Origin of the sequence: Paenochrobactrum sp. BZR 201-1 (assembly GCF_044987585.2) — a bacterium.
Classification (GTDB): domain Bacteria; phylum Pseudomonadota; class Alphaproteobacteria; order Rhizobiales; family Rhizobiaceae; genus Paenochrobactrum; species Paenochrobactrum pullorum.
In genome coordinates this window covers 138,624-155,368 of sequence record NZ_JBJDRZ020000005.1, presented here as the reverse complement: position 1 = coordinate 155,368, position 16,745 = coordinate 138,624, and the positions used below count along the sequence as shown (strand labels likewise).

11 protein-coding genes and 1 pseudogene are annotated in these 16,745 nt (G+C 47.1%); 6 read left to right on the top strand and 6 right to left on the bottom strand.

The features are described from left to right. The first annotated feature begins 127 nt into the window (after nt 1-127). Nucleotides 128-1,402 carry an oligosaccharide flippase family protein gene (locus ACI0FR_RS03435; RefSeq protein WP_374829379.1) on the top strand — a complete coding sequence of 425 codons (1,275 nt, stop codon included), beginning with the start codon at nt 128-130 and terminating at the stop codon, nt 1,400-1,402. Nucleotide 1,403: 1 nt separating this feature from the next. Here ACI0FR_RS03435 and ACI0FR_RS03430 read toward each other — a convergent pair whose 3' ends face one another. Then, nucleotides 1,404-2,399 (bottom strand): glycosyltransferase family 2 protein, encoded by a 996-nt coding sequence (locus tag ACI0FR_RS03430; protein ID WP_404906564.1) that lies wholly within the window; start codon nt 2,397-2,399, stop codon nt 1,404-1,406. Nucleotides 2,400-2,536: 137 nt separating this feature from the next. On the opposite strand from ACI0FR_RS03430, the gene ACI0FR_RS03425 reads away from it, so the two are divergent. Continuing rightward, on the top strand, nt 2,537-3,682 hold the full coding sequence (locus ACI0FR_RS03425) for a GNAT family N-acetyltransferase (protein WP_404906565.1): 1,146 nt from the start codon (nt 2,537-2,539) through the stop codon (nt 3,680-3,682). A 69-nt stretch (nt 3,683-3,751) separates the two neighbouring features. Here ACI0FR_RS03425 and ACI0FR_RS03420 read toward each other — a convergent pair whose 3' ends face one another. Beyond that, nucleotides 3,752-5,026, bottom strand: a complete 1,275-nt coding sequence (locus ACI0FR_RS03420; protein WP_404906566.1) for an ATP-binding protein — start codon at nt 5,024-5,026, stop codon at nt 3,752-3,754. 253 nt (nt 5,027-5,279) lie between these two features. On the opposite strand from ACI0FR_RS03420, the gene ppk2 reads away from it, so the two are divergent. Then, nucleotides 5,280-6,203 (top strand): polyphosphate kinase 2, encoded by a 924-nt coding sequence (gene ppk2, locus ACI0FR_RS03415; RefSeq protein ID WP_374829371.1) that lies wholly within the window; start codon nt 5,280-5,282, stop codon nt 6,201-6,203. On the opposite strand, the pseudogene ACI0FR_RS03410 reads toward ppk2, so the two are convergent. Further along, nucleotides 6,116-7,969: pseudogene (locus ACI0FR_RS03410) on the bottom strand (glycosyltransferase family 2 protein). The gene ppk2 and the pseudogene ACI0FR_RS03410 overlap by 88 nt on opposite strands. Nucleotides 7,970-8,374: 405 nt before the next feature. Here ACI0FR_RS03410 and ACI0FR_RS03405 point away from each other — a divergent pair. After that, on the top strand, nt 8,375-9,205 hold the full coding sequence (locus tag ACI0FR_RS03405; RefSeq protein ID WP_404906567.1) for a transporter substrate-binding domain-containing protein: 831 nt from the start codon (nt 8,375-8,377) through the stop codon (nt 9,203-9,205). Nucleotides 9,206-9,211: 6 nt separating this feature from the next. Here the strand turns inward: ACI0FR_RS03405 and ACI0FR_RS03400 are convergent, their stop codons facing one another. Then, nucleotides 9,212-9,625, bottom strand: coding sequence for a tellurite resistance TerB family protein (locus ACI0FR_RS03400; protein WP_374829367.1), 414 nt, complete (start codon nt 9,623-9,625; stop codon nt 9,212-9,214). 298 nt (nt 9,626-9,923) lie between these two features. Here ACI0FR_RS03400 and ACI0FR_RS03395 point away from each other — a divergent pair, with 298 nt between their 5' ends. Then, a complete protein-coding gene (locus ACI0FR_RS03395) occupies nt 9,924-11,579 on the top strand; it encodes a lysine--tRNA ligase (RefSeq protein WP_374829365.1) in 1,656 nt (551 codons plus the stop codon). A 64-nt stretch (nt 11,580-11,643) separates the two neighbouring features. Here ACI0FR_RS03395 and ACI0FR_RS03390 read toward each other — a convergent pair whose 3' ends face one another. Together ACI0FR_RS03390 and ACI0FR_RS03385 are read right to left on the bottom strand one after the other, a co-directional pair. Beyond that, the gene (locus ACI0FR_RS03390) at nt 11,644-12,489 is read right to left on the bottom strand and encodes a thermonuclease family protein (protein ID WP_404906568.1); all 846 of its coding nucleotides are present in this window, start codon (nt 12,487-12,489) and stop codon (nt 11,644-11,646) included. Beyond that, entirely contained in the window at nt 12,489-13,139 is a 651-nt protein-coding gene (locus ACI0FR_RS03385; protein WP_374829361.1) for a S24 family peptidase, read from the bottom strand. The genes ACI0FR_RS03390 and ACI0FR_RS03385 overlap by 1 nt, the downstream gene beginning before the upstream one ends. Before the next feature lie 369 nt (nt 13,140-13,508). On the opposite strand from ACI0FR_RS03385, the gene ACI0FR_RS03380 reads away from it, so the two are divergent. Beyond that, nucleotides 13,509-16,595, top strand: a complete 3,087-nt coding sequence (locus ACI0FR_RS03380; RefSeq protein WP_404906569.1) for a peptidoglycan-binding protein — start codon at nt 13,509-13,511, stop codon at nt 16,593-16,595. The last annotated feature ends 150 nt before the right edge of the window (nt 16,596-16,745 follow it).

The window sequence follows — 16,745 nt, the reverse complement described above, 5'->3', positions numbered from 1 at the left end:
AAGGAACCAATTGACGATAGATCGGAAACTATCATAAGCCACAAGATCAGAACAAAGTGTAAAAGCTTGAACCTCTACCGTAAAAGTGAATGTAAAAATTTAAAAAGCATTATTTAAGGAAACAGGCTTGGAGCAATATCCATCAGGTAAAGCTAAGCGAACAACGCGGCCATTAGGTCAGATGTTGCTTTCCTATGCTGCGTCAAGCGGCAGCCTGCTGGCCGCCAATATAGCTCAGCTGATGACATTTGCTATTCTCGCCCGCTCGCTTGGTTCCGAACAATTTGGTTTGCTGGTGACAATTCTTGCCATCACTGCCATTGCCACCCATATTTGCGGTCTTGGCTCAACCGAATCCCTTGTGCGGCGTGTTGCTCAAAACAAACAAGTTTACACGGTTTTGTTCGGGCATTGTTTAAGCCTCATTGCTCTAACCGGTGCAGCGCTTGTGCTTCTCGGTATGAGCGTTTTGCCACTCTGGATTGAGCTTACCACACAAGGCAATTTTAGCGAATTTTCCATTCTGTTATTGTTGATCACCAATATTGTGCTGGTGCGTCTCATTTTGCTGGTCGAGCAGATTTATATTGCACACGGCCAATATCAATCAGCCAATTTATCAGTTGTAGGCTTTGCCTTTGCGCGAATGTTCACCGCAGCTGTTGCCTGTCTGGTTTTCACCACCCAAGATCTTTTCACATGGGCAGTCTGGCAATTTGCCTGTCATGTCATTGTGATGATTTTTTATTATTATTTCATCTGGCGACTTGGCAAACCTGTTTACCGCATCATCCGTCATGAAATCAGGCTTGGCCTGCTTTTTGCCAGCCAGTTTGTTTTTAAAACCGCCCGCCAGAATGTTGACTTGCTGATGCTCAGCACGCTCATGCCGGCCGGTTTTGTCGGTTCTTATGCGATCGTGCGCCGCATTATCGACAGCAGCACCATGGGCATTGAAGCGATGAACCGCCTTGCCTATCCGCGCCTTGCAGCTGCAAGCACCAAGGGCATTCAAAATGCTTATGCCATGACCAAAAAATTACAAATGGCAGCACTTGGTATCGGCTTTTTCACCTCTTTGAGCATTTTTATCTTCGCTCCCATACTTCCCTTTTTGTTTGGCTCGGATTACGACACTTTGGTGCAATATTCGCGCATTCTTTGTTGGACAAACGTCTTTTTTGCACTTTGGGCAGTGCCAATTGAAACATTAGGCGCAGCTGGCCGGCACGGTTATCGCTCGGCTATTCTCAATAGCGCCAATATTTTTGGTGGCGCACTACTGGCTTTGGCAACGTGGGCTTACCCGCCACAAGGCACCTTTGCCGCCTTTTATGTGATTGATCTGGCTTTGGCGATTGCCTCATGGTGGTGTTTACTGAAAACGGTACGCCAATCCTAAATCAAAGCTTTTGAAGTATTTTGCTTTCAATGAAACTTTGCGGAGAAATGCGCTTTTTTAAAAAACCAAACGGTAGTGCTGCGGCATGAAACATCCAAGCCACCACTGAATAAAGCCCCATTGAAAAGCTTCTTTGTTTCATTGCCATCAGTAAAACGGGTGCAAGCGCCACAAGTGCAGCAAGCCACAGCCAATGAAAATTCACGAAAGCACCCAATAAAGCGGCAAAAAAGACGAGCCACCAACCATAAACCAGTGCCCAGAGTTTCAACTCAGGCAAAGCACGGATGAGTTGCCGCAAATAATTTCCACTTGATGCTGCGCGTAAAATCTCGCCGCTACCCTGTAAATAGCCGGATCGCCAGCGCCGCTTCAGTAATAAATAAGCATTTTGGCTGTGTCCCTTATGGCTTACAAAAGGAATATCCAGCCGGCGCAATTGCCATTTTTTTTGTGATAATCTTAAGCCCAGATCCAGTTCTTCATAAGCATGCAGATTGCGGTCGGATAAATAGCCGGTTGATTGAATACTTGCACGTCGGTAAAGCCCGCCACCATTCATACGGTCTATCAAACCCACCGGATTTTCAATCCGCTGGCGTATTGCGCGGCGCTGATATTCCAGACTGCGCAAATCTTTTTCCCGTATATGGCCGGTCACACCAGCCAATGGCGGATGAGATTTCAAATAGCTCAGTGCTGTACGCAAAAAATCCGGTGCCAGTTCCATATCGCCATCAAGCAAGCAAACAAACTCACTGTGCGAATATTGATAACCCAATTGGGCACCCACACCACAACCAGCTTTTGCAGGAGGTTGCAGTTGAACAATTGTCACCGGAAACTGCTTAGCAATAGCGATCGTGTGATCTTTTGAGCCACTGTCAGCTACGATAATTTCGCTGACCATACCAGTCCCATCCGCCAGCACTGACGCAATACATGCAGCAATATTTTGCTCTTCATTTAAGCTTTTGATAATGACAGAAATGGTCACTTGTGCCCCTGCATGAAAACCAGACAATTCATCTAACCATATGGAATGAATTGTGCTACAGCCAATTTAAATTATCTGTTTATTGAAGCGGGACTATTCATGCCTCACCAGCCATTAGCTTTGATTGGTATCCAGCAATGACTGATCTAACTTCGTGCACGATAAAAATACTGACCCACCCCGATCAGCTCTCAAATGATTGGCCGCAAGGAATTGCCGGAGAGACCAGCCTGGCGCAAAGTCTTATCTTCCAAAGCAAGACCTTCTTGGCAGCATGGGCAAAAAGCTATGGCGCACGTACTGATTGCAAGATGTTATTTGTAGAGGTCTATGACGCCGATAATAAACCACTGATCTTCCTGCCTTTTGCAATGCGACAACAACATGGCATCAACACGCTGACCTTCACTGATCATGATGTCTGCGATTATAATGCACCGGTTTTATTTCAGGATTTCACCCTCTGGTCGAAAACGCAGGTGCAGGCTTTACTGAACATGATTTTGGCCGCATTACCACCAGTTGATGTGATCAATCTTCAAAAAATGCCGCAATGGGTGGGCGAGCAACCCAATCCGCTTTTTTTGATCTCGAACCAAACCCATGCCGAAGCCGGACATTTTTCCACCCTCGACCAACCTTGGCAAAAGTTGGAAAAAAGCCTGCACCGTATCAAAAACACCAAGCAGCGTTATCGCAACTTACTGCGCATGGGCGGGTTTGAATTCAAAATTGCTGAAACCGATGATGAGCGGCACGCATTCATTGCGGCACTGATTGCACAAAAGCAACGCCGATTTGTCGAAACCAATGTTCCCGGTTTTCATGAACATCCGGAAAAGCAGCAATTCTTTGAACTTGCCACTGATGATTTCGGGCAAGCGCAGACATTGCATCTGGCAGCTCTTTTAATGAATGGCGAGATTATTGCCACGCTTTGGGGCTTGCTGGATGGCAAAACCTATTTCGGCATGATGATCTCACATGAAGCTGAACACTGGTCCAAATATTCACCCGGTATGGTGCTGCATTATCTAGTCATGCAAAATCTGCATGAACAAGGTTTTGCCGTGCTTGATCTTGGTGTTGGCGATGAAGCATGGAAGGTCAATATGTGTGATGGTGTCCGGTTATTACACAATTATAAAGCCGCTCTCACTTTGAAAGGACGCCTCACTTTAATGGCAAAATCGCTGTTGACGGGTTTGCGTTCAACACGTATTTGGCAAGCAATTCGTCCGCTCAAATGGAAGCTGTTGCGCCTCGTCAAACCATCAATGTAAAAACTGATACGGCGTGCTTTTCTGCCGCCACTTTTGTAGCGAGATGCTATCGCCCTTTGCGGAACACATTCATTGCTTAACGCAAAAAAGTGGCAGACGAATAATAAAAGTGGTGCCTTTGCCAAGCTCCGAGCGCACATTCATCTTGCCGCGATGGCGGGTCAGAATGTGTTTGACGATCGCAAGCCCCAAGCCTGTACCTTTTTTGGCGTCTCCCGTTTCCGCATTGATGCGATAAAACCGTTCCGTCAGACGTGGCAAATGTTCTGCCGCAATACCGGCACCAAAATCCTGTACCGAAATAATCGCTTCTTCCGGTGAGGGAACCCCATGTTTTTTAAGGCTGACGACAAGTCGCTTGCCCCCTTCCCCATATTTACAACCGTTTTCAATCAGGTTTTGAAACAGCTGTATCAGTTCATCGCGCGATCCTGCGACATAAACCGGCTCATCATGAAAATCATGCTCGATCACGACACCTTGTGCTTGAGCCATCGGTGCCAGACTGTCGGTGACGTGATGCAACACCGCTCCCAAATCAATCTTGTCTTCAGTGCCGACATTGGGTCTCGTTTCCAAACGTGATAATGACAAAAGATCATCAATGAGACGCGACATACGGTCGGCCTGTTTTTGCATAATGTCCAAAAACCGCTCACGTGCTTTGACATCTTCACGCGCCGGCCCTTGCAAGGTTTCTATAAAGCCGCGCAATGAAGCCAAAGGCGTGCGCAATTCATGGCTGGCATTGGCAACAAAATCCGAACGCATCCGGTCTATGCGGCGCGCCTCCGTCTGGTCACGGAAAATCAGCATGAACAGGTCTTTGCCCTTCGCATCCAACGGCATCAGCACCGCTTTATACCAACTTTCGATCGGCAAACGCTCGAAATAATCAATACTGCGCGGTTCACCGTCTTCAACAACAGCATGTAACATTTGCAGCATTTCCGGTGCACGAAAACGCAAAAACACAATTGTCTCAATTTCCATGGAAGGAAAAGCGGCCTGTGCTGCCGGATTGGAATAAATCACAGAACCGGAGCGATCAAATATCACCAGCGGATCGCTGAGCAACCCCGCCACCTGTTCAGCCGGAATGTCGGTCAGCGCAATTTGGCGTTTTGTGGTTTTTTTGCGGGTAATCTCGCGCGGAACAGGTGGTGACAAGACCAATGTCAAAGCCAGGATAACGCTCAATATCAACAGATAAAGCACCAACGGCGGCCAGATTATCCAGAATATAAAAGCAAGTAAAACAACCGTGAAAATCAGATAAAGGCGCCCCTGCTGCCATATTCTTAAAATGACAGAGCCAATGCCATGCTCATCATGATTGTTCATTCATTTTCCTCGCGAAGAGCACGGGGTTTGAAATCTCAAAAGCCCGTTAATTTTCAACATTACTATATAAAATCATCAGCGCGAAACAAGTTTGATTAAACTTTCCCGCCATGTTCCGACAGGTTTCATCCACCTGACAAATCATCCCCTTAAACATAGTTAAATACTATGACACTTTGATTACCCCAACTCTTTGCAAACGCCATAAAGCTTAATAAGATCAATCCACAAGCGCAATCGAGAGGATATCGCATTGGCAAATGATGAAGCTGCAAACAAAAGCACATTTTCCAGACATTCGGGCATCGATCCCATCAAGCTGATCATTGACGGGATAGAGCGCGAATTTGACATCGATAATGCGGAATTACCCGCATGGATTGAAGATAATGCGCTTGGCTCTGGTGGGTATCCCTACCCCGACCAAATGCCATCCAAAGAATATAAAGCCACTTTGGAGCTGTTGCAGATTGAACTTGTTAAAATGCAATATTGGCTGCAGGAAACTGGCAAACGAGTCATCTGCCTGTTTGAAGGCCGTGATGCGGCAGGCAAAGGCGGCACGATTTTTACCTTACGCGAATTTATGAATCCGCGTACGGCGCGCAATGTAGCCCTGACCAAGCCAACCGAAACCGAAAATGGTCAATGGTATTTCCAGCGTTATGTCGCCCATTTTCCAACCGCTGCCGAATTCGTCACCTTCGACCGCTCATGGTATAACCGCGCCGGGGTTGAAGTGGTGATGAATTTTTGTACGCTGCAACAACTTGAAACATTTCTGATTGAAGCACCTGATCTGGAGAAAATGATCGTCGCCGACGGTATTTATTTCTTTAAATTCTGGCTGGATATCGGGCAGGAAATGCAATTGAAGCGCTTTCATGAGCGTCGCCACAGTCCGCTGAAAGATTGGAAATTTTCGCCCATTGATGTGGCAGGCATTACCCGCTGGCAGGATTATTCCGATGCCTGCCATGTGATGATCGAACGCACCAGCACCAAACATGCACCATGGACGATCATCCGCTCCAATGACAAACGGCGGGCGCGTCTGGCCGCAATCCGCCGTGTGTTGCTGACACTTCCTTATGAAGGGCGCGATCTCACCGCCATCGGCGAGGAAGATACTAATATCATTGGTTCAGGCACCGCATTTTTGGCGTCATCCAAATAAACAGTACTTTGGTAAATGCTTTTCTTTACCAGATTTTGCATTGCCGTTTCACTTTTGAAATGAGGGGTCTTTTCCCATAAAAAAGGCTCCTTCATCAGCTGTAAAAGCGCCCGCCATGTAGCACATGAAATCATGATCCAGTAAGGTACAATGCCGAGCAAATAAGGATAACCGTCCATCTCGCTCTTTTCTGCCGCTCTGGCGCTCAACAAATAATAGCTGATGTAAGCCATCACGATATTCATCATATCAATCGTGAGCAGCATCACGTGGCGCACTTCGAACGGCGAGAAGAAGGCAGAGACCACCAAAAAGATCATAGTCAACAGCATCAACGGATGGAAAAGCGCAGAAATAATCAGACCCAGCATATAGACCTGGCTGATGATGAAGCGTTTGAAGCCAAGCTGCCGGTTTGTTTCTACGGGGTTGCGCAAATGAACCAAACTTGTCTGCATCCAGCCTTTCATCCAACGGGTGCGCTGCTTGTACCAATCAGGGAAATTTTCCGGTGCATCTTCTATCGTGCCATGCGTAATGGTTTTAATGCCATAGCCAAACCGCGCCAGACGCACACCGAGATCGGCATCTTCCGTCACATTATAAGCATCCCATCCGCCAACTTTTTCCAAAACTTCCCGGCGCATATGGTTAGAGGTGCCTCCAAGCGGCATCACCAGATCATGGTGTGCCATCCAAGGTAAAAGCCCGCGGAAAAGGCCGGTATATTCAAACGAAAACAAACGGGTGAGGAAATTATGACGGAAATTGCCGATAATGAGAGGTGCCTGTACACAAGCCAGTTTTTCACCACCATTTTGAAACGCTGCCCAGGCATCAAGCAATTGCAAAGGATGCGGACGATCTTCAGCATCAAAAACAGCAACAAAATCTCCGCGCGCAAATTGCAGCGCATAATTCAGCGCTTTAGGTTTTGTGCGCGGCCCGACATTCGGCACACGTACCACTTCCATAAAGGGGGGCTAATTTAAAATAGCCGAGCACACGCAAAGTTTCACGATCATCGGCTTCACAAATGATTTTAATATCCAACCGCCCGCGCGGCCAATGCAGATTGCCCAGCGCCTCCAGCAATTGCGGAATGACATCGGATTCTTTGTAAAGAGGCACCAAAACACTATAACAAGGCAGGTCAGCCGGCAGTGGCAAATGACGCTGCATTTTAGGCAAACGCTGCACAGACATTGCAGCTAAAAGTCTCACACCAACACAAGTGAAAAAGAAACAACTCAGGAAAATATGAAAAGCAAATAATGTCGGCCATAAAAAGCTAAAAAAAGAAAGACAAGTACACTGGCACCAAAAGCTAAAAAAAATGCCTGTCTTGTATCCAGCACACGTCGACTTGAATATTTTGCCGGCGTCATCATCACAGCTTTGCGCACCAAGTCATGTTTTTTGCTGCGCCTATCCAGAATTTGAATAACAGAAGGCGGGCAAACCGCGAAATTGAAATTCAAAGGCGGATTGGTGTTCAGGTAATTTTTAAGCGCGCCCATCTGCTTTACCGACGGAGATAAATAAAGCAAAACTTTGTTTTGCGGATCAAGCACCAAAGCATGCTGAATAGCGTGCAACTCAACCGGAATCCGGCTTTTGTCATCAATCACTCGGCAAGATGTGATACGATCACGAAAGGGCAGTCCCAGATATTCTGCCACAACGCCATATAAAACAACCTCACTGGTCACCCCTGAACAGTGAAGCTCATTTAAAAAGAGTTCCGGGTCACTGCCCGCTCGCATATAAGCCTTTTTAGGCTCATTGCGCGCAACGCCATATTGCTCAAGGCGGGCACTTAAATTACAACACAGACTAAAATCATTCTCATTTACCTTATCTACTCTCAATTACGTGCCCCCCGCACAAATAATGATGAGTTACATTAAGAAAATTAGATTATAATAAATCAGCCGTAGAAAACTCCATTCAGAACAAATATTCTTACTTGGATGTAAGAATTGCATAGAAATCTATGCTTAACAATATAGCTATTAGAACTAGAATGATTTTTCAAAAAACAAACATCTTGATTGAGAATATCTAGGCAGAAATGATGAAATTTATATGACGCCGTTTCAATAAAATTTTACATTTTTTAAACAAAAATGAATAATATAACTGTCTACCAGTCGAATTGAGGTTTTATAGTGCGATTTTCAGCAATATTGCTTGCAATGGGTTGTCTTTATTACGGGCAGGTTTTTGCAGCACCGGCGCAACCTCAATTTATCAACAGCTCCATCAAGCAGAAGCCGACGGATCTGACCGGCTTGGTTCGTCTGCGTTTTTTAACAACAACAGATTTCGCGCCTTTTAATTATCTCAACACTCAAGGCCAATTAAACGGTTATAATATTGATCTTGCACGTGCTCTTTGCCGTGAATTAAAGCTCGAGAACATATGCCAGATTGAAGCTCTGCCTTGGAATGAACTGCAAGCAGCCCTTGATAAGGGTGAAGGCGAAGCCATCATTGCCGGTCTCACTCCGACAAAAGACAACCGTACAAAATACGATTTTTCACGCCCCTATTTAAAATTTCCTGCACGCTTCATTGCGCTCAAAACAGTCAGCGCAGATATGAAGATCAATGATAGCGATTGGGAAAAGCCAGTCGGTCTGATCGCAAACAGCAAACATGCAGATGTTTTTCAAAAGTTTTTCCCTGATTTCAAAGTACAAAATTTTGAAGATCACGAAGAAATGTTGAAAGCACTGCAACAACAAGAAATTGCTGCGATCTTTGATGACGGGCTTGCTTTAGCTTTCATGCTGGAGGATGAGGAAGGCCATAATTGCTGCCACTTTGTTGGAAAAGCTTATTATTCTCCGCAATTAGACAATAACCAGATGACGATTACAGTCACACATAACAATAAACGCCTCACCCGCGCTTTTGATTACGCATTATCAAACTTAGAGAAAAAAGGCGCATTGAACGAAATCTATATGCGCCATTTTCCAGTCAGTTTTTACTAACGGGTTTTAGTCCAGCTTGCGGAATCGCACCCGTGCGCTGCGTTCAATCGCGGCAACGGTCAATTCATCCAGATCCCAACGGTCACGCAGCATTTGCAGCAAAGCAAGCTCTTCCTGCTCGACATGCAAATCCGCAGCTGCAACTTCTACAGCCAATGCATAAGCCGTATCATATAATCTTGGCGGCAGAGCGTCATGAGCAAGGTCGAGAATTTTCTCCAAACCGTCCTCGTCCGCCAAAAGATTATAGCAATCTTCAGCCAAAATAACGACCCGTTCCTTATCAAAACCGCTAAAGACCGGTAAACGCGTCACCACATTGCCGATTGAATCCAATTCCGCATCGGTCATTTGCGTATCGGCAGCTGATGTCAGTACCATAATATAAACAAGGGCATCCTGAGGCGTAATCTGCGGCATTCATAGCTCCTGCATGATCGATGAATCAGCTTAAAACCGATTTATTTTCGAAGGTTAGGCAGAGGAGCGCATCTGCGCAAGCGACAATAAGCGAAATTATCATCGCCACTCCGATATAAACTCTGGAAAATTGCGGCAAAGAAACCACAGCAAACCGACGATTCAAGCTTTATCCATGCTAATATGATTGACGTAAACCTGCCGCAGCAATAGAGCATAGATATGGCTCCGACAGAGCCGCCTTGATAAATATAGGTAACGGTATTTTTTGCCACCTTTCAACTTTAGGAAAATCCTCATGACGACGCAACGCCTTCCCGAAATTATGCTGACCCCGGAATTGACCGCGGCGGCTGCGGAAGCAAAAGCGTGGCCATTTGAGGAGGCGCGAAAAATACTCAAACGGTATGAAAAAACGGGGCTACCCGAAACAGTTCTGTTTGAAACCGGTTATGGCCCGTCAGGTCTGCCGCATATCGGCACCTTTGGTGAAGTTGCCCGCACGACCATGGTGCGCAATGCTTTCCGTGTACTGACAGATGACAAGGTTAAGACCAAGCTTTTGTGCTTCTCTGACGATATGGACGGCATGCGCAAAATTCCGGACAATGTGCCTGACCGTGCATTTTTGGAGCCGCATCTGCACAAGCCTTTGTCAGCTGTACCAAACCCGTTTGGCGGTGAATACAAAACTTTTGCCGATCATAATAATGCGATGCTGTGCCGCTTCCTCGACACTTTCGGTTTTGATTACGAATTTGCCAGTGCAACCGAATATTACAAGAACGGTCGTTTCGACGAAGTTCTGCTGCGTGCCGCCGAACGTTTTGACGACATTATGAAAGTGATGCTGCCGACGCTTGGTGAAGAACGTCAGGCCACATACAGCCCGTTCCTGCCGATCTCGCCAATTTCCGGCCGTGTCCTTTATGTGCCGATGAAGCATGTGGATGCGAAAAACGGCACCATCACTTTTGATGATGAAAATGGTGAAGAAACAACATTGCCTGTCACCGGCGGTCATGTGAAGCTTCAGTGGAAGCCTGACTTCGGCATGCGCTGGGCAGCACTCGGCGTTGATTTTGAAATGTTTGGTAAAGACCACCAAACCAATGCTGCCGTTTACGACCGAATCTGCGAAATCTTAGGCGGCCGTGCGCCGGAACATTTTGTTTATGAACTGTTTCTGGATGAATTGGGACAAAAGATTTCCAAGTCCAAGGGTAATGGTATTTCCATTGATGAATGGCTGACCTATGCGCCTGAGACAAGCCTTGGTCTTTACATGTTCCAGAAGCCAAAGACTGCAAAGCGTCTTTACTTTGATGTGATCCCTAAGGCCGTTGATGAGTATTTCACTTATCTTTCCGCCTATGAGCGTCAATCATGGAAAGAACGTCTGAACAATCCGGTCTGGCATCAGCACAGCGGCAATCCGCCAAAAGTCAACATGCCGGTGCCGTTTGCACTGTTGCTCAATCTGGTCAGCGCTTCAAACGCTGAAAACAGTGATGTTCTCTGGGGCTTCATTTCCCGTTATGCGGAGGGTGTTACAGCTTCAAGCAATCCTGAGCTTGATGCACTTGTTGGTTATGCGCTGCGTTACTTCAACGACTTCGTCAAGCCAACGAAGAAATTCCGCGCAGCCGATGATGTTGAACGCGATACATTGGCAAAAGTTGAAGCCAAGCTCGGCGAAATCGACAAGCAGGCTGATGGCAGCCAAATTCAAAATGCTATACTTGATGTGGCACGTGCAATCGAGCGCTATCAGGATCATACCAAAAAGAGCCCTGAAGGTGGCCCAGGTGTTTCAGTTTCCTTCTTCCAGATGCTTTATGAAGTGCTGATCGGTCAGGAACGCGGACCGCGCTTTGGTTCTTTCATCGCCCTTTACGGCATTGATGAAACCCGCGCTTTGATCAATAAAGCATTGGCGGGTCAGCTGGTTTAAGCGCTGTTAAATACCATTTTAAAAGCCGCCCTGAAATTTTTCGGAGCGGCTTTTTTATGATCACCTAATCTTTTGGCACAGGTGGGAAATAGCCAGCTGGCCGCTCCCCATTCATTGCGGGCACGCCCGAAGGGGGCTCAATAAGGGACTGCGGTAATGGTGCAAGCTCCGGCATCAGCGACACCGGCTTATTACCCCAAATGCCACGTTTGGCGTTTTCTGCTTCTTTGCCCAAATTCGCATAAGCACCACCGCCAGCCGCTTTGACCCAGCCGTTATGTACCAGCCATTCAGCGGCATTTTCTGCACCCAATACACAATCAGTGGTGACATCCACTTTCCCACCGGCATTTTCAGGCAAACGGCAACGCAATGTTTTACTACCGATCCATGATCTGAAAGCAGTACGCGCATGTATGCCACAATTCCACTGAACTAAATTATCGCCCCGACATTGCTCATTGACTTGCGTCACAACAATATCATTCAAAGTAATAATATGGCTGTTTCCCTCCAAACGACCTGCGGCAACAGCAATAGCACCATATATCATTTGCATCGGCTCATCATCCGGCACCAGATACGCTAAATTTTTTGTTTCTGCTGTAGACGCATCACTGTCGGTCTTTGTTGTTTCAGCCTCGAATGCTTGATCAATCACTTCAGGTGCATCCTCATGATCAGGTAGAATATCGATCTGATTATCTTTTGCGCCCGATGGTGCTTGCGGTGCACTATGATCAAGCTCGCTATAGTCAAAATCTTCAATGATAATGGATTGTCCACCATTACTATCGTCCACGACCGGATCCAATGCGCCATAAAAGGGTGCGATAAAAACCGCGGCCAAAACACAACCGGTGAACAAGGCCAAACATGCGGGAACAGCTCTTTGATATGAAGCAACCATTACTGGCTTGCCCATACAACACGGGCGATCCACTCAATTTGATGCGATTCAAAAGTACGGTTCGGATGTTCGGGATTGGCCGACAACAGCTCAATATTACGCGGGGTCTGACGTTGCAAAATCTTTGCCATCACTTCCCCCTCTTTGGTTTTCACCACCACGCGGTCACCACGGCGCACAGAAGCATTGGGTGATACAATCAACGTATCTCCATCGCGGTAGAGCGGAAGCATTGAATCGCCTGACACTTCCAAAGCATAAACTGTTTCGTCAGGGCTGGCCGGAAACTCCACCACATCCCAGCCTTGACCAGCCGGAAAACCGGCATCGTCAAAAAAACCGCCGGCACCGGCCTCTGCCATACCCAGCAAAGGGATAGAGCGCGGCTGTTCCAGATAATCACTCGGCAACAAGGGACTGTCACCGCGCATCAGCTTGCTAAATTCTTCAAAACTGGCGCCTGTCGCATCCATGACTTTTGCCAGAGATTCAGTTGAAGGCCAACGAGCCCGACCATCAGCCGCATGACGTTTGGATTTATTAAAGGCAGTCGGGTCAAGTCCGGCGCGGCGCGCCAATCCGGACGGACTTAAAGAATAACGTTCAGCCAGCGCATCAATAGCGGCCCAAACATTGTCGTGAGAAAACATGTTGGCAACCTTAAAAAGGATTAATTACCCATAAATGAGCTTTATAAGGATAAACTACCTAATATTAATAAGTGATGCAAGATGTTGAAATTAACAGGAGCCATAATCACACCAATTTAAGGATATTTTCCCATTTCAGTGACAAGCCGATTGCAATTTCATTCAATGGATAAATGATAAAAAACGAAACCCTGTCCGTCAATAATGACCGGCCAGCCCTATAACGAAGTAATAAAAACAACAAATTACGCAAAGATTTAACGACTTATTTACCATACTCGTAAGAAAGTGCGCAATGTCACATCCATAATTACAATGCTTTTGTGTTTGTGGTTCGGCACTCTTATTGTTTGAAAAGCGGCATCTGTCATGACCAATACACGCTCTCCATTACAAGAACTGAATATGCGCCGTGCTCATAATGCGCCGATGGAAGAGTTGCATAAAACACTGGAAACGCTGGAACAAAGATTAAAAGAAATGACCGGCGGGCAGAAAAACACTGCCGAACCGGAGGCTGAATTACCATCACACGCCAAGCCGCATATGAATCTTGCCGATATTGCCGCGACACTTGACCGGCAAGTCGCCTCCGCAGCCGACAAGCCAGCTCCGAATAAATTTGCAGCGCCGTTGCCAAAAGCTGATCTTAGCTTTGATGAAGAGCTGGCAAGAATTGAAAATAGTGTTGATATTTTAACGGCACAAAACGCCGAGGAAAACGGGGACAACACCACTTTGCACTATGTGCGCGAGACTGCTGAACATCTGCAGGAAGAATTGGAAGCGTTGAAGCGCATGATGGAGACCATGGCGCGCGAGGAATCTTTGCGTCACTTAAGCCATCGCTGGGATCAGTTCAACGAAAAATTCGATGCTTTCGAACAAAACCAAAATCAAAAAACACAGGCTGAGTTTCCCGAACTGAGCGCCATCAGTGACCGCTTGGATGATGTGCGCCGTGCCATTGATGCCATGCCGCAAATGCAGGCAGTCTCCATTCAACCGATGGAAGAGCGCTTAAGCAGCTTGTCACAATCCATCGAACAGATGCTTGGCAACAAAGACGGATATACCATTCCGCACGTTCTCGACGAACGCCTTGACGAGATCAGCCGTGCAATTCTTGCCGGTAATATGAAACGCCCCGACATAGAAGAAATCCGCCGCGCCGAAGCTGTTTCGCAAGAATTGCTGACACGTATGGCCGGGCTTTCACAACGCATTGATTGTTTAAGCGAAAGCAGCTCCCTGCCCTTACAGCAGATCGAAACACTGGCCAAGCAAATCCGCCTGATTGCTACCTATATCGACCGTGCACTGGAAAGTGGCCCTGCGCAGGAACTGGAAAAGGTCAATACACGTCTTGATGAGATTGCCCGTCAGCTGAACGATGTCGAAACACGTTTCAGCATGCCGGAAGAAGCGCTTTTTGCCGCTCTTGACCAACGTTTTGATGCATTGGTTCTGCGTCTTGACGAACAGTTTTCGCAGCCCTCCGGCAATCATGATATGATGCACAATCTGGAAACCCAGATAGCCGCTATTGCCGCGCAACTTGCCGCGCCGCAAGATCATCACCCAATCGTCAAAGATTTGTCACCGCGCCTTGAGCAGCTTGAAACAGCCGTTTTACAAACGCGTGAAAATACGATTGATATCGCGCGCCAAGCCGCCGAAGCAGCAATGGAAAAATTTGCCGCCCAAGCCCATCAATATGACAGCGGGCTTGTCAAAGAGCTCGCCAATGACATGCGTGCGCTTGAGCAGCTTGCACGCCATAATAATGAGCGTAACGAGCATAGCTTTGAAAGCGTTCACAGCACTTTGCAAAAAGTAGTCGAACGTCTAAGCACGCTTGAAGAGCGTCATAAAGCAACAATGGCCCCAAACGCTCAGCCTGACGTCAAGCCTTCATCAGAGGCTGCCAAGCCTCTTTTAAGTGCGACCAAAACACCAACCACCATTTCGAGCGCTTTATCCGATCTGAGTGTTACCCACCCGTTGGCGGCAATCGAGAAACCGGCTGACCTGCCGGATTTGAATGCCATTATGAAACGGGTACGCGGTGAACCGGGTTTGACTGCTGGTCTGCGCCAGGAAAATCACCACAAAAGTGATTTAATCTCTGCTGCCCGTACTGCTGCACAAATGGCAGCACAAGAAGCAGAGCGCATCAATGCTGATGAACATAAGCATCAGGAAAGCAACAAAACATCAAAGAAATCATCTTTCACCCAGCTGATCGCCCGCCAACGCAAGCCTATTTTCTTAGGTATTAGTGCTATCATGGTGACGCTTGCGGCTTTGCAGGCAGGCGAGATTTACTTCAACAAATCCTTGGTTGCTCCTCAACCACAAATGGCAGAAAAAGCACCCACTGTCGAAGAGGTGATTGATAACAGCACAGTTGCAAGCACAACCGAGCCGGAAAAAGCACCCGTTGTGGCAGTAACCAAGCCTGTCACAGAAGAAAAAACCGAAACTGCGCCGCTCACTTTCACGCCATTAAGTGCAGAACAGGCAGCAGAATCTGTTACGACCGAAACGATCGCAGCCAATGAACCTGTAGCCGAACAAACAACACTAACAGCATTGCCGGAAATCAGCATGGAAGCGGGACCTCTTGCGTTGCGTGAAGCCGCAGCTCAGGGCGATGCCATTGCTTTGTTTGAAATCGGCAACCGTTACACCGACGGTATCGGTACAGAAGCTAATCTGGCGAAGGCTGCCGAATTTTATGCCGCCGCTTCTGAGCGCGGCTTTGCTCCGGCACAATATCGCTACGGCAATTTGAATGAGAAAGGCCTCGGCCTGCCACGCAATCTTGAAAAAGCCAAGCATTGGTATTTGCAAGCCGCCGAAAAGGGCAATGCGAGTGCCATGCATAATCTGGCCGTTCTTTATGCCACGGGTGGTGATAATGCCCCCGACAATAAAGCAGCCATCCAATGGTTTGAAAAAGCTGCCGAGCGCGATGTCAAAGACAGCCAATATAATTTAGGCATTCTTTATGCACAGGGCATGGGTACCAAGCTTGATCTGGAAGAAAGTTATAAATGGTTTGCGCTCGCTGCCCAATCAGGTGACAAAGATGCCGCCGACAAGCGCGATCAGGTCGGCAAGGCACTTGGCGAGCAAAAATTGAAACAAGCTGAAGGCAAGGTCGCGCTGTGGAAACCAAAGACACTGGATCAGGCAGCCAATTCAACCAGCATTCCTGACAGCTGGGTCGATGAAAATCCGGTACAGACCGGTTCTGTCGATATGAAAAAGGCGGTTCGCAATATTCAGCTGATTTTGCAAAAAAACGGCTATAATATCGGTACTGCAGATGGTTTGATGGGGGATAAAACCCGCAACGCCATCAAGCAATTCCAGAGTGCCAATGGTGAAGAGCCGACCGGAGAAGTCAATCCGCAATTGGTTAAACTTTTACTTGATCATAATAAGTAACTTGGACCAGCCACGTTCAAGCTGATTATCTATAAAACCATGACATGATTACAACAGTGATCATGTCCGGTAACCTTATATTCAATAGATATTTGACATTATACCCTTGAGAGCGCAAGACACTGATAAGGATCAAAGTGTTGCGGCCAA